General features: G+C 41.1%; 20 protein-coding genes. 1 reads left to right on the top strand and 19 read right to left on the bottom strand.

Annotated elements, in window-relative coordinates; all coding sequences use genetic code 11:
- From MWU84_RS20900 to MWU84_RS20940, 9 genes are all read right to left on the bottom strand, one after another.
- A partial coding sequence (locus MWU84_RS20900) for a hypothetical protein (RefSeq protein ID WP_246905349.1) occupies nt 1-615 on the bottom strand: 615 nt, incomplete at its 3' end.
- 3 nt (nt 616-618) lie between these two features.
- On the bottom strand, nt 619-1,188 hold the full coding sequence (locus MWU84_RS20905; protein ID WP_246905352.1) for a hypothetical protein: 570 nt from the start codon (nt 1,186-1,188) through the stop codon (nt 619-621).
- Nucleotides 1,175-3,616 (bottom strand): hypothetical protein, encoded by a 2,442-nt coding sequence (locus MWU84_RS20910; RefSeq protein WP_246905354.1) that lies wholly within the window; start codon nt 3,614-3,616, stop codon nt 1,175-1,177. The genes MWU84_RS20905 and MWU84_RS20910 overlap by 14 nt, the downstream gene beginning before the upstream one ends.
- Nucleotides 3,613-3,921 carry a hypothetical protein gene (locus tag MWU84_RS20915; protein WP_246905356.1) on the bottom strand — a complete coding sequence of 103 codons (309 nt, stop codon included), beginning with the start codon at nt 3,919-3,921 and terminating at the stop codon, nt 3,613-3,615. Before MWU84_RS20915 ends, MWU84_RS20910 begins: the two co-directional genes overlap by 4 nt.
- A 3-nt stretch (nt 3,922-3,924) precedes the next feature.
- Complete coding sequence (locus MWU84_RS20920; RefSeq protein WP_246905358.1) at nt 3,925-4,242, bottom strand: hypothetical protein; 318 nt, start codon at nt 4,240-4,242, stop codon at nt 3,925-3,927.
- 15 nt (nt 4,243-4,257) lie between these two features.
- Nucleotides 4,258-5,889 (bottom strand): TraM recognition domain-containing protein, encoded by a 1,632-nt coding sequence (locus MWU84_RS20925; protein WP_246905360.1) that lies wholly within the window; start codon nt 5,887-5,889, stop codon nt 4,258-4,260.
- Nucleotides 5,890-7,107 carry a DUF5712 family protein gene (locus MWU84_RS20930; protein ID WP_246905362.1) on the bottom strand — a complete coding sequence of 406 codons (1,218 nt, stop codon included), beginning with the start codon at nt 7,105-7,107 and terminating at the stop codon, nt 5,890-5,892. It lies immediately after the preceding gene.
- On the bottom strand, nt 7,108-7,698 hold the full coding sequence (locus MWU84_RS20935) for a BfmA/BtgA family mobilization protein (RefSeq protein ID WP_246905363.1): 591 nt from the start codon (nt 7,696-7,698) through the stop codon (nt 7,108-7,110).
- 630 nt (nt 7,699-8,328) lie between these two features.
- On the bottom strand, nt 8,329-8,526 hold the full coding sequence (locus MWU84_RS20940; RefSeq protein WP_246905366.1) for a hypothetical protein: 198 nt from the start codon (nt 8,524-8,526) through the stop codon (nt 8,329-8,331).
- A 696-nt stretch (nt 8,527-9,222) separates the two neighbouring features.
- Between MWU84_RS20940 and MWU84_RS20945 the strand changes: the two genes are divergently transcribed.
- Complete coding sequence (locus MWU84_RS20945) at nt 9,223-10,221, top strand: replication initiation protein (protein ID WP_246905369.1); 999 nt, start codon at nt 9,223-9,225, stop codon at nt 10,219-10,221.
- A 585-nt stretch (nt 10,222-10,806) separates the two neighbouring features.
- Here MWU84_RS20945 and MWU84_RS20950 read toward each other — a convergent pair.
- From MWU84_RS20950 to MWU84_RS20995, 10 genes are all read right to left on the bottom strand, one after another.
- The gene (locus MWU84_RS20950) at nt 10,807-11,034 is read right to left on the bottom strand and encodes a hypothetical protein (protein ID WP_246905372.1); all 228 of its coding nucleotides are present in this window, start codon (nt 11,032-11,034) and stop codon (nt 10,807-10,809) included.
- Between the two features lie 879 nt (nt 11,035-11,913).
- Nucleotides 11,914-14,493: a DEAD/DEAH box helicase family protein gene (locus MWU84_RS20955; protein ID WP_246905374.1), complete on the bottom strand. Its 2,580-nt coding sequence runs from the start codon at nt 14,491-14,493 to the stop codon at nt 11,914-11,916.
- Nucleotides 14,490-16,472 (bottom strand): site-specific DNA-methyltransferase, encoded by a 1,983-nt coding sequence (locus MWU84_RS20960; protein WP_246905376.1) that lies wholly within the window; start codon nt 16,470-16,472, stop codon nt 14,490-14,492. Before MWU84_RS20960 ends, MWU84_RS20955 begins: the two co-directional genes overlap by 4 nt.
- A gap of 12 nt (nt 16,473-16,484) precedes the next feature.
- On the bottom strand, nt 16,485-16,841 hold the full coding sequence (locus MWU84_RS20965) for a hypothetical protein (RefSeq protein WP_246905377.1): 357 nt from the start codon (nt 16,839-16,841) through the stop codon (nt 16,485-16,487).
- Nucleotides 16,841-17,089, bottom strand: coding sequence for a hypothetical protein (locus MWU84_RS20970; RefSeq protein WP_246905379.1), 249 nt, complete (start codon nt 17,087-17,089; stop codon nt 16,841-16,843). Before MWU84_RS20970 ends, MWU84_RS20965 begins: the two co-directional genes overlap by 1 nt.
- Before the next feature lie 11 nt (nt 17,090-17,100).
- A complete protein-coding gene (locus MWU84_RS20975) occupies nt 17,101-17,739 on the bottom strand; it encodes a hypothetical protein (RefSeq protein ID WP_246905381.1) in 639 nt (212 codons plus the stop codon).
- Nucleotides 17,729-18,403 (bottom strand): DNA-processing protein DprA, encoded by a 675-nt coding sequence (locus tag MWU84_RS20980; RefSeq protein ID WP_246905383.1) that lies wholly within the window; start codon nt 18,401-18,403, stop codon nt 17,729-17,731. The genes MWU84_RS20975 and MWU84_RS20980 overlap by 11 nt, the downstream gene beginning before the upstream one ends.
- Before the next feature lie 15 nt (nt 18,404-18,418).
- Nucleotides 18,419-18,733 (bottom strand): hypothetical protein, encoded by a 315-nt coding sequence (locus tag MWU84_RS20985; RefSeq protein WP_246905385.1) that lies wholly within the window; start codon nt 18,731-18,733, stop codon nt 18,419-18,421.
- Nucleotides 18,734-18,738: 5 nt separating this feature from the next.
- Complete coding sequence (locus tag MWU84_RS20990) at nt 18,739-19,527, bottom strand: ParA family protein (RefSeq protein ID WP_246905388.1); 789 nt, start codon at nt 19,525-19,527, stop codon at nt 18,739-18,741.
- A gap of 234 nt (nt 19,528-19,761) precedes the next feature.
- Nucleotides 19,762-21,468 carry a ParB/RepB/Spo0J family partition protein gene (locus MWU84_RS20995; protein ID WP_246905390.1) on the bottom strand — a complete coding sequence of 569 codons (1,707 nt, stop codon included), beginning with the start codon at nt 21,466-21,468 and terminating at the stop codon, nt 19,762-19,764.
- Nucleotides 21,469-21,598 lie beyond the last annotated feature (130 nt).

The raw sequence follows: 21,598 nt of genomic DNA on the forward strand, positions 1-21,598 counted from the left end.
ACCAGGTATGTACAGGTAACATTTGTACATCTCCTTTATCCACTTTCTAAAAACTTCGTCGGTGTCCTTGCTCATCAGGGAAATAATGGCAAATGGGGCCTGGAACTCCAGTAGAATGAGCCAGACGTAACGCCCCGCAATGACAATGCTGAATAGGTAATTGTCAATGAGCAGCGCCATGGGCTTGATGGCGATTACGCTGAAATAACCGATCACCCAATCCCAATCTAGAATGCTGTTGATTACGCCCCCCTCGGTAATCCGTTCGTCCTCTTCCAAAAGGGAATCCCAATAGCTGACATTGGGCTGTACACCAACGATGTTCAAAATTCCCTGTTCAATTTGGGTAAGGCCCCATTCCAAACCGCTGATGATTACAGGAAAGAAAAGCATGAGGCCGATGTATGGAAAAAGCGGGGTCAAGAGGTCAAAAAACTTCTTATAATCCTTTACGTTCTCCCGCGACTGCTTGTAATAGACTTTCGAGACGTTCCGGACCACCAAGAACAAACCAACGGCATACACAAAAATGTATGCGCCAATAAGCACACCGTTGGTTTTGAAATCCCGATATACCTGTTCTACGTCGCTAATTCCGATAAAGGATTCATCCATAGGCTAGTTGGTCCCCCTGACCTTTTTATACATTGAACGTCTGTCGTGCGAGCTCTTACATCTGGAATACAGGGTTTTCAGGGCGGCTATGTTCTTGTCCGTCCGCTCCTCAATATTCTGCAAAATCAAAATCCGTTCACCATCGTCCGCATTGATTTTCCCATTGGTCAATAGTGCTTCCACCGATTCCATATTTTGGTTGTTGGCCTCAATGATGTCCGAAACAATGTCCAGTGCCTTATCAAAGGTTTCATTGGAAAGGTCCAGCTTTGAAATATTCCTGCCGGTTTCAGAGGCCAGCTTGATCAACTCAAACTCTTTATCGATGACACCTTTAATCGATTTTAAGGTGCGAACCGCTGACGAAACTTCTTTATAAATGTTCACCCCCTCTTTGACCGTGTTGAAGGTCTTTACAAGGGTTGTCGATTGTGCCAAAGCTTCGGTAAGCTGTTTGGTCATGGTTACGTTTTGGGCCGTGGTCTGTGCCTCCAGAACCGGAGCTTCAACCACAAGCTGCGCACTGGCCAGAAAAGGCAATGCCAGGGCAAGCATTAGTTTAAACTTTCTCATATTCCTCAGATTTTATGTGTTCAATAATTGTTTCTTCCATATCGCCGACCTGCTCGTATCTGGACTGTAAAGCGGCCCATATTTCACCCGTGGTCTGGAACGCCAAAAACTTCTCTCTAGAAAATTCGTTGCGGATAATGGTGGCATAGTTCTCATTGAACCGCACGAATTTTTCTGAGTATGGCCGATCGGCCGTAAAATTGTTCGATACCGATTTCATCATCTGGATGTGCTCGTTGTTTTTGAGTTTATGGCGCTCAATGATGGCATCGTAAACCTGTTCGTTTCCTTCCAGCACTCCGAGTATTTGCATATTCCCGATTATCGAATCGGTGTACTGGTTATTTTTGGGCATCTGTGTGGGTGTTTGGAAAATGAGGCCTACCGCACCGTTTTCCTTCCTGATGCTGGCGGTGATCAACGAAATGGTGCTCATGATGTCTATTCCGCTGTAATTGTCCTTCAGTTCACTTCCCAAAGCCATTTCATCAAATATGAAGTAGCCCCTTTTGGTCTTGTCCTTTAATATTTTTTCATTGATGGCATCAAATAGAATGGTCATGATCACCGATACCAGGAAAGGGTTGTTTTTAATCTCGTTCAACTCAAAGACAATGGCCGATTTTTGGCCAATGCTCTCGTTGATTTCGCTATTGGACGATACCACATTGTGGTATATCCCTCCTTCCAAAAACTCGGAGCATACCACTTTAAAGGAGTTGATATCGAAATATTCTTCAGGGAAATCCTTGCGTTCGCAAATGGCCCTGAAATTTTGGACTACGTGGTTGTAATAGCTGATAAAATGGTGGTCCCTTTTTACCTGCTCGTAATAATCTTGAAGGGTTTTTGTAATGGCCACGGCCTTTTTAGCCTCTCTTTTGATTTCCGCCGGCAATCTCCAAAACTTCATGACCACGGCCGTTAAGCTGAACAGCTTTTCGTTGGTAAGTTTTCGACCCTCCAGATTAAAGGGATTGATGCCCAGGGCGGTATTCGAGTTTACTTTGATATGCTTGCTTTCCTTTGGGTAAAGCTTGGTCAACTGTTCAAAGGAACTTCCAAATTCCGCAATGACCAATGTAACCCCGTCCTCTAAAAACTGATAAGCCATATTCAAGACGTCCGCACTTTTTCCGCTTCCGGTGGGTGCATATATGATAAAATTCCGTGCGTTGATACGTTTGTTCTTTCGGTCCCACCAGTCCAATCGGTAAGGCACTTGCAAAAGCCTATCCTGAACCACGATACCTTCTTCATCATCGGAATAATAGGAGTAGTTCGTTAGCATACAACAAGCATTCTGCAAGGTGTTGAGAAAGAGGTAATCCTTATGGAGCTTTGATTGCCTGCCCACGATTGTAGAAAGAAAAATATTCTCCAGCCCTTCGTAGGACGGTATGTAGTAGCTGATTTCCTTATCGTCCAATATCCCCTTTATGGCATCACTTCGTTTTCGGAGCTCATCGGTGTCCTCATGCCAGGCTATGATATTGAAGTGGCTTTTACAAAGGGTAACATTGTTGTCCAACAACTCTTTTTCCACTTCTTTCAAGCGGGTAAACTCACGCTTCAGGGCGGTAGAAAAGGACTGGCTTTTCTCGTATTGCTCTACACGCATTTCAAGCTCGTCCTTCAATTGTTTGTGCCCAGGGAAATACAATACCTGATTGTAGATATGGTTGAAAGGCAGATGAACCCCGAAATCATCCATCAGACCTTTGTACAATTTCAGATTTTCAACATTGATGGTCGTATCATCCGAAACGTTGGTTATGGTGTCGGGCAAATAGGAAGAATCGCTAATCGAGAAAATTGAATAGTGGTTATCGCCGATATGCAGTTTGTTGTCAAAGACCAAATCCCTTAGCCCCTGGTCGCTTTGGAAACCATTGACATAGTTCAAAAAGAAGTAGCGCAACTCGTTTTCCTCCAGAGCGGTAATCGTGGTATTGTAAAGTTTGTTCAGAATCCCCACGGAGCTTTTAACCTTGTCAAAGAACCGTGATAACCGTTCCTTATCCTTTTTTGTCAACTTCTCAGTGTACTTTAGCGGATTTGCAACATAACTTTCCTTTAGCGAGGCCAATTCGGTAATGGTAAAGGAAAGCAGACAATAATGTTTGATTCCCTCTCTTCCATCGAAGTGTCTCGATTCGGCTTCCGTTAAAAACGTGTTTCTGAAGTAGTGTTTTGAACTGGAATACGTCTCTTCCAAGACAATATCCTGTTTCTGGACATAGATACCATCATCGATATTCCTGAATGAGCGTACAAAGGATTCGTGTCTAAGGTCCAGTTTCACCATATCCAATGAATAAGGCTCGGGGTTCGTTACAAGAAAACACGCCCCCACGCTTCCATCCTTTGATAAAAAGAGGTTTCCGCTGAACCCTAAAATTGAATATGCGCTACTGCTTTTGATCATATCTGGTTGAGTATATCCTTATTGGACAAAACGGATCGCTTTGTTCCAAATCTGTATTTGGTTTGGTTCGATAGTTTCTTGAACTGTTTCCTCATAAAGAGTATCGCCGTCAACGAAATGCCCATTGCCACAAAATAGGTGGTAAGCCCTGTGGCCGTTGGATTTCCCAGAGCAAAAAGGGCCCAAATAAAGAATACCAGGGCAAATGCAATTTGTAGTACAAAGAGCAAATAGTAATAGTTGGGCTTAAAGCCCTGTATCCTCGGTTCCCGTTCCAAGTTTTTGTTGACGTCGTAAGATTTCATGGTTTAGACATTGATTGAAATTCGTCCTCCGATAATGGCCACTGCCGCTATAACTCCAGCGAACAAAGCAGCGTATAGCAAAATGATACCGGCATTGATCAAACCTTCCTTTCGGGTATTCCGGTTGTTGACTTCTTCCCAGTTTCGGGTCAATCCAACGATGGCCCCGATCAACAGAATAAGCAACACCACCGGAACCAAATAATCATTGATTGCTTGGTTGATGGTTCCCCTAAAGTCCTGAGCTTGCATTGCAGTTGTGGATAGGCCCAATACTGCGGTTAAAATTGCGGTTTTCGATAATTTCTGATTTGTTTTCATTGTATAGTTTAAAGGTTAATATAGATTCTTAATCGTATGTATAATCTCATTATAATTTGCTTCAATATCGGATTCGCTTACGCTTCTCACGATGGGCAATTCCAATTCTTCAGGGAATTGCATCATATCGAGTTTTAAGTGAAACTCGTTGTAATTGGAGTTACTTCCGTAACCCACAAACTCCCCTGCCGGCAAGTGTTTGAAAAACGAGGTTTCGTATTTGGCAACTTTGTCCACCCTTTGGGAGTGTCCAGAACTGCTACTGTGTGTACCCGATGACCTACTGTAAGTCTTTTTGACTTCATCAATCTTGTCGAATTGTTGCACGTATCGTTTTTGAGCGACTGTATCCCCGGTCCTGCCAAAGAACACATTCGCGAAGTTGCTTTCCATGGAACTAAGGGCCTTCTCCCCATAAAGTGCGCTGATTTTGCTTTGCGATTGGGTGATAAAGACAAACGCACACAAATACTCCCGGAGTTCTGAGGGCATTTCCTCAAAATTGTCAATCTTGAAGGTGGTCGCTTCATCCATGAAATAGACAAAAGGAATCTTGTTGCTCATGGTGAACCTTCTACTGGAAATTTTAACGAGCATTCCCATGATAGGCCCGAGTATATTTCGCAAGGCATAATTATTGGAAATCGCAAAGAGTTTAGGATCCTCCGGGTCCAGTAAATTGAAATCAAAATCATTGCCCGAAAGCACGTAACAAATGTTCTTGTTATAGGCCAATTTTCCTATATAGTTGGTCAAAGAGCTCTTGTAGCCTGAAAGCTGTTTCGGACTATCTTTTGAATCCAAGAAAGCACCGGCCAATGATTTAGCCTGTGCATCCTTTTCCAAAAAGGATATCAGGTGTTTATTGGAATTGTGGAGCGCAAAATTTGATATGTGTGGCCAGGTACAGTATTGAGGATAATCCTTTCTAAACCGTATCATCAGGCCTTGTAACAGCCCAAGTCCACCAAGCCCCCAATCGTTCAATTTTTGACCATCTGGCAAATAGGCACGGATCAGGTCTTCGCCCAACTGTGGCAAATCATCGGATGAAGGTATCGCGGCCACCGATAACGGATTGAACCGATAGGTTCTTGACATATCGGTAAAGTTCACGTAATAGAAAGAGCCATCGTAACCGGTTTCCTTGATGAAGTGATATGCTGCCTTGGTATAATCAAACTCCTTCAGGTCGTAAATCATTCCTGCGAACTTGTTTTCCACAAAGCCTTTAAGCAGCGGTTTCCCAATACTTTTTGTTTTACCGGTGTTCGCTCCAGCGTACACCAAAAAGTTATTGAATGGATCCTTGAACTTTATATTACGCCCGTTCTGTACCGCTAATTCAATAGGGGTGAAGTTGTATGCTTTTTTTACGGTTTTCTTATCCTTTGAAGTAAAGACAATCAAAGCCCCGATGACTAGGGCCAAGCTATATGAGGGTGCGCCATATTTGACCAAGAACGGTTCAAATTCAATGGATAAATACGGTTTTCCGTAATATCCAATGGCATAAATTACTAGCATATAGAGAAGGCAGCCGATTACAAAGGACATTCCCCTGTTCTTGGTAAATCGGACCATAAGAATGATAAGGCCAATAAAGAAAAGGCCTCCCACAATCAGTATGTAATATAAGTTCTCCATTTATCCAGCCATCCCTTTGGCCAATAGTATTTCTTTTACTTTTTGTTTCAACTCCATCATGGCGGCGGCCTTTGGATTGGACACCAGCGCCAAAGCCTTTCTTTCCGCTATGGCGGCATCACCCAACGTTTTTCCAATGGCGACCCCCTTAGCCTTGTTCAGCGGCTTTTTGCTCAATCTGGCAATGAGCTGCTTACTCTGCGGGGAAACATTTTTGTACGTTGTTCCCTTGTATTGGTCAAACTCCTTCGGCTTATATCCAAACTTTTCATTGAATAGGCTGGAGCTGTCCGTTTTGAATTTTTCCTGATGAAAACCAACATGGACTTTTTCATCGTTCAATTGGTGCTTCTCACTCTTCCCCGTTCCTTTGGCGTTAGGGCTCAATTGCATTCCCCTGGCCTTGCTGATAATCTTGGAATCGGATACCAGAGGATTCCCTTTCTCATCAACAACTTTTTCCCCTTTATACCATTTTGATTTTGTGTTTCTTGAAACAACAACGTGAACATGATAGTTCCAGCCTCCTTTTTCGGTCCCCTGAAAAATGATGTTTCCCTTTTCGGTTTGGATTCTGCCGTTATCGTCCCTTAGATACTGTGATTCCAAATCTTTGATGGCCCTTTTGTTGAGAATAATCTTTGCGGGGTTCTTACTGCTCTCGTTTTGCCTCAGTTTTTTGTCAATCTTCTTTTTGATGGCCAGGTTATGCTTTACGTTTTTGTCCCAAATGCTGTATTCCCTTTTGGATTCCACTTTGGCCACATAGTTCAGATCCTTTGCCTCCAGTATAATCTCGTTGCCCTCTTTGTCCTTTCTGGAGAAAGTATTGGCATAGAGCTCCATCGCATCATTGGTATAATCTTTTAGATACTGCCGGAATTGAAGATTTTCTTCAGGGGAGAGCTCTTCAATGATGTTGGTTCTTCCGTTGCTGGCCATTTCAACCAAATGTTTCTGCTCTTCCCAAGAGGGATTGAAACTGAGCATATAAAATTTAGTGTCCCTAGCCGATAGTCGATGATTGTTACCGTCTATGATTTGCACCGCCTTATTGTCCGATATATCATCGTGGTCCGAATTGAAAAAGCCATCATAATCCATATCGTCCCTTTCCAAATCCTTGTTTTCTTTGGATAAGTACTCTATCAGGTTAAAGGAACTGCCTTTGTTGTTCCCGCCCGTCAATTTCAATGGCTTATGTACTTTTACGAACAATTATCTATTTTTAATAAGGTTAGAAATTGTATCTAGATTTCGGTCCAGAATGTTCTTTTTGATTTTGTACTCGTCTTTCTGTAATTGAATGCTTTTGGCATTATCACGCAATTCCTTCACTGCTCTTAAAATGGCATCGAGAAAATCCAAATTGGGTTTTAAAGTTTCAATTTTCTGATCGTTTTTACCGGTGGTCAATATCTCCTCGATACGTTTTTCCAATCGGGAATTTTCCTCCTGTAATGTCTCGATGGTACCTACCAATTCTTCCACTTCTTTAGATGAAAAAATCTCTCCCTGGGCGACTGTTTGATTATCGGATTCTGAAACCCTTACCAAAATATCCTCCAGCATACCCATGATTTTCGATAGCTTTTTGGTCTCGATATTCCGTATGATTTTCACCACTCTTTCCGTTGCCTTTTTGGTAACGGTCATTGGAGAGGAGTCAATTTCGTTGGGTTTGATACCGGTAGATTCGAAGTAGTCCAAAAATTGGGAAAGAACATCATCATATGATGTTCCCCTGCTCTTGAATTTATCTACACGCTCCTTGGTTTCAGGGTATATTTTGATAGTTTGGAGAGACATTTTTCATTTTTATAGAGTGTTAAGATAAATGTAAAATTTCTCCTTATTTTCTCCCTAACTTTAACAATAAAATCGTTGAAATACATAGCTTCAGCGTGGTCATTCTCCCCTATTTCTACCTAAATATAGGAAGTTTGATTTATAACATACTGAAAATCAATATTATATCAGGCTTTGCCTGATTACTGCTTGCTCTTCCTATATTCTGTTGCGAAGCAACACAAATAGTCATTTCAAATATCCTAGATATTTGCTTTAGGATACAACGGTTGAACTTGCTTCAAAAGTTTGGAAATGATGAACGCTCCAACGCTGTTTTTTCTTAACGCTTTTCTACCTGAACGCTAAAAAAACAGCTTCGGGTCCAGCGAATAGGTTTGTTTATCTTCAAGGTCGCAAGACGACCTTGTGTAAGATTTTTGGGGCAAAAAAATTCAGTTAAAATCCATTAGGTGCGTTTCACCGATTTGTAGGAAAATTACTTGGTCAAAATTTTGGTTGTTCTTAGTTTGGTAAACTACTGCTAAACGATTTGAAGAAAATACAGCTTGCCATCCCGTAACCGGAAAAACTCATTTCAAATATGAATGGATTCATTCACCCCGGGTCAGATGTCGGGGGCGGGCTGTATTAGTTTTTGTTTTGGTTTTTATCCAGCAGATAAGTGAGTGCGGAAATGGTCAAATCCAGTTCCCGTTTTTTTGTAAATGAAAAACAACTTAGCGAATTGCGCTTAAGTTTCAGTTTCTCGTTCAAGGCGCTCATGGATTCCGGATTGAACATTTCCCTGGATTCCAATTTGGAACGGACCTGTTTCACAACGTCCATATTTATTTTTGATCGGGCCATTTGATTATTAACGCCTATCACAATTGGAATCTTATAAATCAACCAATCAATATTGTTGGTTTTTCGACAAAACGCACTTTTGGTAAAACGTGTACAAGTCTCATTTTCAGTAAAAGAAAGAGTGTTTATTTATTGGAACAACCACGGACGGGCGATAGAAAAAATCAATTGAAAAACGCCATTTTGACAGTTTTTCTAGGGTTTTGCGGATGCTTTTTGACCTTTCTTCCCAAATATTGTGAAACAATACAAAAATGGCTGAAAAATGGGCGAAATTCTTGTTGTCAACAAGAATTATGACCTTTTTGAAACCTTATTAAACTAAAATTATTATTTAAAATTATTATTTTTTCAATTAAGAGAATTACAGATTAAATTAAAGAAACTCGAACAGTCAGTGTTTTCAGGGGCTTCAACGGGTTTATTGGAACAGCTACGGATGGATAATGGAACATATACGGACACTTATTGGAACAACCACGTTTTTATTGGAACAATGGCGGATAGGTTATTGGAACAACCACGGATGAAGTTTTTAACAACACTTAGCCCATTATCAATAATCGCATCGGACTTATTAACAATTTTTATTGGAACAACCACGGATGGAATTATTGGAACTTTCACGGATATTGCTACATTTGGTTTATTGGAACAATTACGGACACCCTGTTTATGAGCACTAAGATACAAAGAGTTGATATTTCCACCCTTCCCAAAACCGTTCAGCAGCCCTATGTATTGACCGAAAGTTTTGATTTCAATATCCATGAGGCCCGAATCCTGATACGGGTTCTCCAGCAAATTAAAAAGCACCAGTTTATCCAGATGGGAACCCAAATCGATATGGACAATAACGTGGTAATGCGTTTCAGGCCAAAGGATTTGACTGTTGGGAACGATTTAAAGCTCGTTTACAAGTCATTGAGCACCATCCGGAAAAAAGAAATCGTGGTTAAAGGAACAACTACGGACGAGGGCCAGGAAGTGGAAACCAGAACCATTACCGGTATCATCAACGAGGCAACGTACAGTACCAACAATAGCTTTGTGGATATTAAGATAAATGCAGATTGGTACAGGGTATTGGTCGATTTATCGAAAGGCTATACCCCATTTCTATCCAGTGTTGGTTTTCAAACAGGCAACAAACACCATTTGGTAATTTATCAGTACATCTGCCAATGGTACACTAAGGGGGAAATTGAGGGGAAAACCCTCACTGAAGATGAGATAAGGAGAAACTTCAAAGTAGGCGACAAGTACAACGATTTAAGAAAGATAGTAGCCAGGATTATTGAGCCTTGCAAAACAGAATTGGATAAATTGGCCGATATTAGTTTCAATTACACGCTTAACAGGGCCACTCCTGGGGCCACTAGAGGAAGGGGGGCAAAGATTGTAAGCATATCCTTCAAATTCTATGAAACAAAAACCGAAAATGTAAACACCACATACGAACCAAAACGTGCGGCAAGAAAAATCGGAGAGTTCAAAAAAATCTACGGTTTTGATGAGACCCAGGAGCAACAATTGGGCGGATTGGCCAAGAGGTATGATTTATCATTCCTCTCTGCGCTGGAATATGAAAATCGACCATACCTGTTGAAACAGGAGAACTTCATAGAGGCATTCCATAAGATTATCATTGAACGAAGTGCGGCCAAAAAGTGATATTCTCGCATCCGCCAAAGTTCCATTAAGCCAAAAAATCGTGTGAAGAAAGGTCAAAAAAGCAAGGCGCAATAAAACAAAAAACACTATATTTGAAGTGAAAGAAGCAAACGCAAGTTTGTATCGAAAAACGGAGTGGCCACTAGGTCATTCCGTTTTTTCTTAGAACGTATCTGAAGTGGGTTCGTTCTTCCCTTTTTGGAAGCTGCCGAGATACCTTCCCTTCTCCCCTTTTACATACTCGTACACATTGAAATAGCTCCAGTTCGGAAAGTCCGAATGAAGGAAACGGGTAAACTTCTTTAACCGATTGACGTTGTTATAGCGTAGGAACCGGCAATTTCTGCAATCGGTATCAATCTTTCTATTTGCATCAGCGTTTGATTGACAAACCGGACACATGACCTTCACAATTGCTCTGTACCTTGTATAAGCCATTTCTAGAGTTTGGTAACGTATTTGTATTCTGATTTGGAGAAAGCCCGATCTGAGGAATGTATGCGAAAACTTTCACCATCATCGAAAACGACTTCCCCAAAATGTTTCGTTGGTTTTTCTTCCCCTATTTTAAAAACTTCAACCATACTAATCTTTCGATAGGAATTTCTCAACGAACTTGCTGGGTAGAAAATCAAATTTCTTTTTGGTCCAATAGACGATATATCCTTTGTCGTGCCTAAAGCTCCCCCAAGACTGCTTTGAGTTTTTCGCAAGGATTCGCTGTTTGCCCACATCCTCTTGACTGCGGTTGAAGATAATATCTTCCCAAACCGATAGTGAAACCTTGGCCTCAATTTTTCTTTTTGTTTTCATTCCTGGTCCTAATGCTTTTTGAAAATTCATCTTCGGGCATACCCACCGGCATCAGAACGTGGTACCACATACAATTGAAATTGTAGCGCAATATCCGAAACCACCTCGGGGGTTTCTTTTTGGTTGTCTTCCTGCGAGCTGTTCCCATGCTAAAGTGTTCTTTTGTTCCCAAAGGTGTACCGGTTCCGTTTCACAATCCCCAAAGCTCTGGATTGAATCCGTCCGGATAATCGCCTAAATCATTTTGTTCCTCCAGCCAGGTTTCCATTTCAATGTCCTCAAAATTGCTCTTATCCCCCATATCCATTGATGTTTGAATTATCCAAATCCATTAAATTATTTTTTATGGCCATAAACTAATAATTAATACCACCTAAACTGATAGTTTATTCTCTCCTATTTTTTAATACTTTTTGAAGTGATTTGCGATTTTCGTAAATTTGTAATCACTTTCCGGAAGCCCCAACGGGCATTTCACTACCGAGTTTTCTTCATTAAATATTTAATCAACCTAAACCAAATCATTATGGCAACTATTCTATTTTCAATTCTGACCTGGCTCATCTGCAACTACATCATCAAACCGTGGCTCGATAACTTTATCTGCATTTTGCGCTCTGGGTTCCTTTGCGATTGTCGGGAAAATTCCGTATCTTAAAAAGGCGTTCTATTTGACATAAAAACGCTTATAACACATCGTATTCCCCTACCCCACAGTCATTTAACTTTTTTTCGTCCCTCACAGGGACTTAAAACGGGCCGAAATCTTACAGATTCCAACAAAAACGGGCCGATATCGGTTTCAATCTGTAAGCGGAAATCTTCCGGTGTTCTTACGGATTTATTTAGCTCAAAAAAACATTCCTTACTGGTTTTATTTTACGCATTTGTATTTAACTCTTTATCTAAATTGCTGGTGAATAGGCCTTCCGTCAATTTTCCATTTCTCAAATACTCAAAGAAATCATCGTAGTTTTCAGGACTAAGGAAATGAAAATTGTACCGTTGTTTGACCTTTGCTTCTTTGAGTTGGTTGTTCAATTCTTGAAAATGTATGGTCGCCCATTTAAACTTTGCTTTATTCAGGTCCGAATAATCTTGATCATCTTTGATTTCCACGACCGTGATGTACTCCATTTTATCGTCTGAAGTCTTGATGAAAAAATCAGGATTGAATCTACTTTGCTTTGTGTGATTTCCCGATTTGCTCGATAATGAATATTCAATGGTGTAAAAGCTCTGGTTGGTCGATTTTAGCCAGGCATCCAATACCTTGGCATTTTCGTTTCTAATTAATTTTTCTGCGAATTTTCTTTCCGGTGTTGCATTTAGAAAAACTATGTCAACAGGTGTTTTGAAATCATAGCTATTTGCTTCTTTTATGGCAGTTCGCGGTAAGCTCTCATCATCGATAACGTCCTGTAAGAAATTGAGGACATCTACATCTTTAACTTCATCCTTATAGTTGTTTGAGTACATTACTGTAGAATTATGCCGCAAATTACCAACAGAGAGTGTTTCTTTAATCCTTTCTTTAGTCGATATGGCATAAGGCCTTTGAGCTGTCCTTACCAGTTCCAGTGATTTGTTCTTACGTCTCAATAAAGTATTAAAGGATGAGAAAATATTCCTCTTGTTCTTTTCGTTCAGCTCATCCCCTTCAAGCCCAACCTTATCCATGGAGCGACGAATCAATTTTGTAATTTCTTCTTTAGGCGGAAGACTGTTTTTGGTGTACTGTCCTTCTTGTAGGTTCAGGGTGACGCCCTCCCACTCCCTGGTCTGGAACTCGTGATATATTTTATCAACGATTTCCTTAATAGGCGTCATCCGATTTTTGATTTTATATTCTACACCCCTATACTCATTGTCAAGATTCGTATAGGTGGTCTCTTGGCTTATCTGGTCCACCGAGGATTCTAGGTTTATGTAATCCTTGTAATTGAATTCCTTTTCCTTATTATTGTTCTCAACAGCTCTTTCGGTCTTGTTATAATCTATGTTGTAGAGAGTAAAATGATGTTCGGCCCTATCGCCTTCAACTATGTTGGAACTTTCCAATCGCATTTCTAGTTCCAGCACTTCATCTACAAGCCCTTTGATTTTTGAGCCCCAGGAAGAGTGATTGAAAATCGTTACCTGTGCATTACCTATATATTCTTGTGGTACTCTCAGCCCCCTGCCCAATACTTGGGAAATCAATAACTTAGAATTGAAAGCCCTTTCTTCCATAGGGACTATTTGAAATACATTTTTCACGTCCCAGCCCTCTGTAAGCATTGAAACCGAGACTATCCACTCAACGGTTGAATCCTGCTCGTCCACTTCTTCCAAGCGAATTGCGTTGTGCTTGTGTGCTTTATCCGAAGTAACAGTCATAACCAACTTATCCCTAATTTCCTGCTCTTCCAGGCCTTCTTCCAACTTTAAAAATTCGACCAAGCGTGTTTCAAGGCGTTTGGCGTTGGTAATATTGTTGGTCACTAAAATAGTGATAGGCTTTAGGGCTTTGTACGTGAGTTTATTCTTGGCGTGATTCTGATAAATTTTCTGGAATCTTTGGTCTTCATTTATACTATCATCTTCGGAAACATAATTTATCTTTTTGACAAACTTCTCGTCAAATGCTTGCCTTAATGAATAGCGGTAAATGACATCATTGAAATAATCATTTCCTATATATGCTGTTCCCGTAAAACCAAGCATATATTTAAAGTTGTAGCCATCATCCAATAGGAATTTCTTCCATACTTTTAACCCTCTGGCCTCCGAAGTATTCCCGGAAATCTTATTGTATATATGGTGGGTTTCGTCGTTCAATACCAAGGCATCATAGCCTCTTTTAAAACCAAAACTATCCTCTATTGATGAGCCGGTCCTTTCATAGACGGCATGAACGTTTTCTATACATATATCGCCCTCCTTTACCGTAACGCTTCCATCAACTATACTGGGGTTTCTTATAATCGCAGATTCGGGGATGGTTTCCTTTAGAATTGGGTCGGCAACTAAAGCCAAAAACTTCTTATGCAATTCTTTTTCGATAGTTGTAGAGGGACACAAAACCAACACTCTCTTTACGAGACCCAAGCCAAGTAAGATTTGTGCAATCCCATACATGACATAACTCTTCCCCGTTCCTGTTGCGAGATCTATCGTCGCAGATAGTTTTAAAGGCAATTGAATCTTGCGGTGATAGTCTGCAACATCAGGATAGCGTTCTCGTAACTGGTAGTTTTGATAATAATTTTTTGAAACCAAGTCCTCGATATTGGCATACTCGTTGGATGCCAAATAAATGACTGAATTCTTTATCGCTTCCTTTTGGTATTCCCTGGTTCCACAAAGTGCATCCAAAAACCTATCCCAATACGCAAGTGGTAGCTCACTTTGGTTGTAGTGCTGATTTATTTTGAGAATTAAATCCTTCGTATCATATCGCTTCTTTTCTTGAATCATGGGTTAGTACTTTTAGCGGTAAATACTTCACGGAATTCATTACCATAGATGTCGATGTATACAGCGCTAATTTTAGTACCATAATTTTCTAGTTCAACCAGGGCACGTCCGTCCTCACTGATAATATCCGCTGCAAAAAACACATCGGACATCAAAAACTCTTTATCATTGTAATCTTTATCAACAACGACCATGGCCAAGGCTTCAAGACCGGGAATATCCTCCAGGGTGTCTTCATCGGGATAGTAGGCCTTGAAGTCTTCTATGATAATAGTGCCCTTATCAAATGATGATTTCACCTCCGGTTGCCGGATAAAATGGAAGCCAACCGCATTTTCAAGGGAATTTACATTGCTTGAACTTGTGGGCTGTCTAAACTTTTTGAATTTTTCTTTGTGCAGTTCTTGAATGATTTGGTAGGGCACTTTCAAAAAATAGTAACGCACATTGCCTATCTCATAATAATCGTCAATAAATTGGACCGAGTTTGCCGGTGCGATGATATAGATACGGTCGCCAACTTTTTTACCAATATTCTTATGAAGAATCTGTAAATAGTCTTCATCGACAGCGGCATCCTTGTGTTCCCAGTACTTCCAAATTAATACATCGTAACCATCTTTGCGCTCACCTTGAAATTCTATTCCTGATATTTTTTTAGATTTGGGGCTTACCTCAAAGAGGTTTAGAACAAAATCTTGGTATTCTTTATGCTGTAAAGAAAAGAGTTTTTCTATATCGTAGAATCCGTTATTTACAGTCAAAAAGCTTCTCGATTTTTTTCCATATTTACGCGAACGAACAACTAAATCCCTAGAATTTTGTATTTGTAGCAAACGTTTTTGAATAGTGTAATAGGAATACTTACCAATGTCACAGGTAATCCATTTCCTATTTAGTTTTTCGGCAACTGCAGCTGTTGTTCCACTACCTCCAAAAAAATCTAATACTATATCACCTTCGTTGGAAGAAGCTTCAATTATCCTTTTCAACAATAACTCTGGTTTTTGTGTAGGATAACCTGTTTTTTCGTGTTTGGTGTAAGCATAAGTTCCTACGGGATAATCATTAAATTCCTCGGCAAGGTCCTTTTTGCCCATCCAAACATCCCAAACATATTGCGGTCTTTTAATCGATGCTTCTTCAACCGCTTCTTTTTTTGTCAATGAGCTATTCTTGCTGATGTAAGTCTTTAAGGCATTGGTTCCCCCGCTGCTTTCCCTGCCTCTAGTGTAGTACCAGCCTTCGTTATCTTTTTGCAGGGCATTAACTATCCTTTTTGAATAACCGATTCGAGTAGGTGGATTGAAAGTTGAATCGCTTTTTTTATAACAAAATATTGTCTCGTGAGATTTCGGATACGTATCACTTGAACCCATAAGACCACACACCCAAACTATTTCATGAAATTCAAATTCTTTAAAAATTTCATCTAGAATTATTTTTATTAAATGTCCCTTTTTTGAATCTAAATGCACATAAATACTACCTTCTTTATCCAACAATTCTTTACAGAGAATAAGCCTTCTTCTGATATATTCGGCAAAATCGGAGTCAACAATTTTATCTGAATAGGCCAGTTGTCCTTCTCTAGATTTGAAATCTGAAGCAGTAGAAAAAGGGGGGTCGATATAGATAAGTTTTACCTTACCCTTAACCCTATCTTTTATAAGTGGGTCTTCGTTCTTATAAATGGTTTTCAAAAATTGCAGGTTGTCGCCAAAGACAATCATGTTTTTCCATCCACCTGGATAACATTTTCTGTCACCGTTGTAGATTCTTTCAATTTGTAATGGTGCGGCCGTTACTCCATCTTCATCTGCAAGAATATCCTCTTTACGCATTTTGCCCGCATAAACAAGTTCGTATTCTTTTTGTGTAGTGGGAAATAGTTTATACTTGAAATCTTCGGGCAATGGTTCGCCCTTTTGTAGTCTTTCTATTAAATAGTCTTTTTCTCTTGATGATAAAATGTTCATTAAGTTGGTCTGTTAAATATGTTTTTCTCTTTCCTGATATGCTCTATAATCCTCTTTACTTAAGTTCTTTCGCATCCACTCCCCCATCCCAATATCATTCTTTTCCATTACATAGCGTCTAAACGAAAGAACGCCCTTGCAAAGCTCGAATCCCTGCATCTCCATGTCTTCACGTACATTTATCGGCAACCCCTCTAGCCACTCATTAAAATCCGTCTCGGTGGGTTCCAATTCCTCTGCTTGTTGGTGGTAGATATAGGCTGCATTGCCAAAACGCAACAACCTGGCATGTTCCTCTCTTTCATCCTCCGGAAGTTGGGCCAAAAGCTTTGCCTGATTTTCCCGCTGTTTTTTATTGGGGTGTTCCATTACGCTTTATACTCAGGATTGGGAACTTGTGATTTAAACTCACACCAAAGTGCTTTCCAATTTTCGTCCGAAATCTGAATCGGTTCCGGTGTACCCGGCATCGTGTTCAGGAAGGCCCTCTCGAATGGCCATCCTTTCAAAAAATTGGTGTATGCAATTTCATCTTGAATGAAATTCTCAATCAGTTCTTTGTGGGTGAGCTCCATTTTCTGGTCAACCCTGTTGTCTTTGTAAAATATCATGGTCATCTCTTTATTTATTAATCAGGCAACTTTACGCTGTCGTATTCGGGTCTGTAGACCATTTGATTATAGGACGGCTTTACGATTTCTTCCAAGGTCTTTACGAACCCTCTGGTGCGCATGGCGGCGAACACATAAATCTGTGTATCCGGATAGGTTTCTTTCAATCGTCGCACACATGCCGTTGAAGTCCTTCCCAACGTAAACACGTCGTCTATTAATATAATCTTGTGTACAAATGCCTCTGGGGACGGAACAACACGCAAACTATCGTAGTGGGTGTTGCACGATGGCCGTTGGTCAGCACTGCTGAAATTACTTGACTTAGGCACTCTCTTGGTTCTTTCCAACCAATGTTGTACGCTCCCCCCGAAACCTTCCCTGACCAAAAAATCCGCCAATATTCTAGTCGGCCATAGCCCGCCCTCCACCAAGGGGGCACTCCTTGGAGCGGGAACCAAAATAGGCATATCACTGAACATGGTTTTTATGGGGTGATCGGCTGGAAGCTGCTTCATATAGTAAATCATTCGTAATATCATTTGGGCACTTCCCGACTTCAAGTTTCCACAAATACGCCTCGACAATGCGGCCTTGTCGTTTGTTCCCCTTGTGGAGAATTCGAGCATAGTGGCGAAATCGATTTTAAAAGGCATCCTGGTCCTGAAATTTTGAAGTTAGGTATGGGATTTCATAAAAAATGTCCTCCATTTGTTCCCTTGCGAGTGGTACTGCCCCATAGTCGATCATTTCCTTTGCCCAACCAATTTTTGGATTGTTGGCCACATTCTCCAAAATATAGACCTCTCTGCCCAAACGAAGTGCTTCCCATCCTTGGTGTCGTGTTCCGCTGTTCTCGCTTGCCTCAATAATTATGGTTGCATCCGATATCAAGGCCATCGTGCGATTTCGAATAGGGAAATTTTTAGGTTGTGAGGGATACCCCTCTGGAAATTGGGATATTGCCAAATGGTCTTTTTTAATGGTTTCCAAAAGCCCCTCGTTTTCCTTTGGATAAACCTTGTTCAAGGGCGTGCCCAAAACGGCTATGGTGCTCCCTCCTGTCTGGATGGCCGTCTCATGCGCAACGGTATCGATACCCTTTGCCAGACCGCTTACGACGATAATATCGTGCTTGACCAGCTCCCTGGCCACAATCTTGGCCCGTGCCAAACCATCTTTACTTGCTTTTCGTGATCCCACGACGGAAACCCTTCTTTTTTGGAACAACAATTCGGTATTCCCTGCGGTGTAAAGTTCTTTGGGCAAGTGCCGTTTTTCGGCGTCGGTGAACAACTCAAAATAGTTTTTGATACTCATTTAAATATCCTTTGATTATCTACCTGTCTTTCTACCCGCCTTAATGGTGGCGTTGGCCAGTTCTTCGGCATACTCCTCTTTTAGCTTGTCGTATTTCATTTTCTTGGCCAACAGATCCAAAGCCTCCCGGACAACATCCCCCTGGGATACTGATTTCTTGTCAACGACAAATTGTTTCAACCATTGAAGGTCATCCAATAGCTCTTTGGTCTCCGGCCAGTCCCTTACTGTAAAGGCGACGCGCTTTCGTTTCTTGGGCTGTTCCGATACTTCTTCCTCGGCCTCTTCCCAATCAACAAATTTTTCTTTGATCACTTTGTCTCCACCCATAATTATCAGTCTATTTTAGTTAATATTTCCCTTACCAATTTACTGTAATCCTTAGCTGACCTCGATTTTGGGGCCACTTCGAAAATGCTGTCGCCCTCTTCCGTGGCATCAGCGATTTTCGCATCCTTACGGACAAATGTTTTTATAAAATATTTCTCCGGCACCCCTTCCATCACTTCATCGTAATACTTTTTGAAACGCCTGGTATTTACTTCAACAATGTTGAAAAACACACCACCTACCTTCAAGCTGGGATTGAATTCCTTTTTGAACGCAAGGGCATCGCCCATAAAATTGGCGAGTCCATCAACCGCAAATTTTTCGTGGACCAGTGGGATGATAAAGGCATCCGAAGCATAGAGTGCGATTTGGTTCAATTTGGGCTGGAGCTTACCGCCGGCATATTTGTTTTTTAGGTCGGACGGGGAACAATCGATAATGGCGTAATCAAACTGGATGTTATATTCATTCCTGAACATTTTCTCCAAGATGGCCAGCCGCTTCTTCAGGACTTCCAAAGGGTACACTTCGGTATCGATAAGATCCGAACCGGCAAGAATATAAAGATTCGATTTTTTGTTCTTTAGACGAAGCCCGGGTTTTCCTTTGAGCATGTCAAAAACCGTGTAGGGATAATCATCCGGTATTCCATAGCCAATGGAAAGATTACGCTGCGCCTCAAAATCAATCAGCAAAACCTTTTTGCCCCTCTTGGCCAAGTAAGCTGCCATATGGATACAGGTTGTCGTTTTAGTACACCCGCCCTTTTTATTGATAACCGATATTACTTTCACAATAACTATTTATAATGCAATTTATGCAACTTATGTTTGCTTTGCAAACAAAGCACACAATGATTGCATTTTATTTTTTTTAGGCCGATATTTACCTATACATTTGAGCAGACTGTTTTAAACCAGTCTTTGTTTTTATGAAAGGGCGGCCATCCATAAGCTGCCCTTTTCTTTTGGCACAAAAAAAGCCCGCAAATCAAAGACCTGCGGACTTCCAACCTTAACAAAAACGACCTATGCGCTTTTGAGCAATTCGTTCTCTCTTTCAAGTTTTGCGATTCGCTCCTGCAAACGCTTTTCACGTTTGATTCTCTTTTCCTCGTATTCGGCTTCAATGGCCTCGATGTCCTTTTTCAAATACGGTCGTACTGCGTTATAGAATGCAATGTTGACGTGGTTGTTGGTGTGGTTCAATTCCCCAAAGTGTACCTGTCTGGCCATCACAAAGCGTATCAGCTTATGAAAGTATTCTTTCTTGAAGTTCTTCCTGAACTGCTCGACCACTTCTGCCCTACTCTTCTTTTCGGTATTGCCCAGGAAGCCTTTAAAGAAATCCCTTTGGCTATACCAACTCAAATGGTTCTCAAAAAGAGTGAAACAAAACGCCACCATTTCATCCGTACTCAATGTTTTCTTGGTATTGTGGTACTCCGATTCCCGAACCATCTTGATCACGTCCTGAAACTGTTTGTTGTTCTCCAATTCTTTCTTTCGGACTTCCCTAGTATTCATCTTTTGGATTTTCTCCGTGGGGGTGCAATCGTCCATCCTCTTTTTGTCGATGGGCAAAGCGTGGACATCGGGGATAGTTTCTTCTTCGGCCTTCATTAATGCTACTTCTGTAACATAGGTGTTGGGGTCAACAATAACCCCTTTTAAATACCCGTGTTCGGGAGCGTTGGCATAGGCTTCAACTTCCTCGTTGTAGCTTTCCATACGCTCTTCCAGTTCCTCGTTCACTTCTTCATCGGTCCAGTCCTGCCAATGGTATTCATTTCTGATGGATTCCGCTGTGGGTTTAACGGGTTCCGTTAGGATGTCCATATCGTCCAAAAGATGGATTTCCAAGCCGTTTTCTTCCATGATGGAAAGGATTAACTGGTTGTCCTGTGAATCCGAGTTATAGGTTCTGAATTTGGGTATCAGCAAGCGACCATCCTTTTTTACTTCATCGATAAGGTTCAAAAGGGTCTTGGTCTTTTTGGTGGCATAGCAACTGGACTTGGTACAGATTTGTTTGCCATCGCCAAAGAGGCTTCCTTGGTTGATGGAATTGAACGGGCAAAGGGTACACGCCCCCACCTTGGCCACCAAGGTTGCATCGTCCGTTTTAAAGGGTGCTTTCTCCAAATCGAAGGCTTGGCGGTTACAGGCGTTCTGTACATACCTTTCCTTAAAATCCTTGCCCATGCCCTCTAATATCAAATGCTGTTCCTCTGCGGGGAACGAAGCCACGGTTACGGCTTGTGAAATGGTCATTTCCTTGCTCCGCACAAAGGCTTTAAAACCCTCTATAAGTTCAGAAAGTTTGATACGGGCATAAACAAATTTTTTGTTGCGCCCGATACGGTTTGCGATTTCCTCGGGGGTAAACTTGGTTTTGAGCATGGCAATGGCTTCCGCTTCCTCTACGGGTTCAACATCCTTGCGCTGAAGGTTCTCGATGATCTGTACTTCCAAAATGGCATCTTCATCCAATTCCCTGACCATACAGGGTATGGATTTCCAGTTGAGCATTTTACACGCCCTGTACCTGCGTTCGCCCATAACGATGATAAATTTCTTTCCTGACGGTCTGACCGTGATGGGCTGTAACAGACCTACCTTTGCAATGCTGTCGGCAAGTTCGCTGATGTCCTGAACCCTAAAAGATTTCCTCGGCTGTCCGGGGTCGGGTTTTATCGACCCGATTTTCAATGATTGAACTGTTTGATTTTCCATAATCGTCTTTGTTTTTATTTACTTCAATATACAAAATAAATGTAATAAATGCAAGCATTGTTTACTTTGTTTACATTGTTTTTATTGCAATTATTGATTACGGATATTGCATTGAAATACGGGGTTTGAA

Origin of the sequence: Arenibacter sp. F20364, assembly GCF_023015905.1 — a bacterium.
Classification (GTDB): Bacteria; Bacteroidota; Bacteroidia; order Flavobacteriales; family Flavobacteriaceae; genus Arenibacter.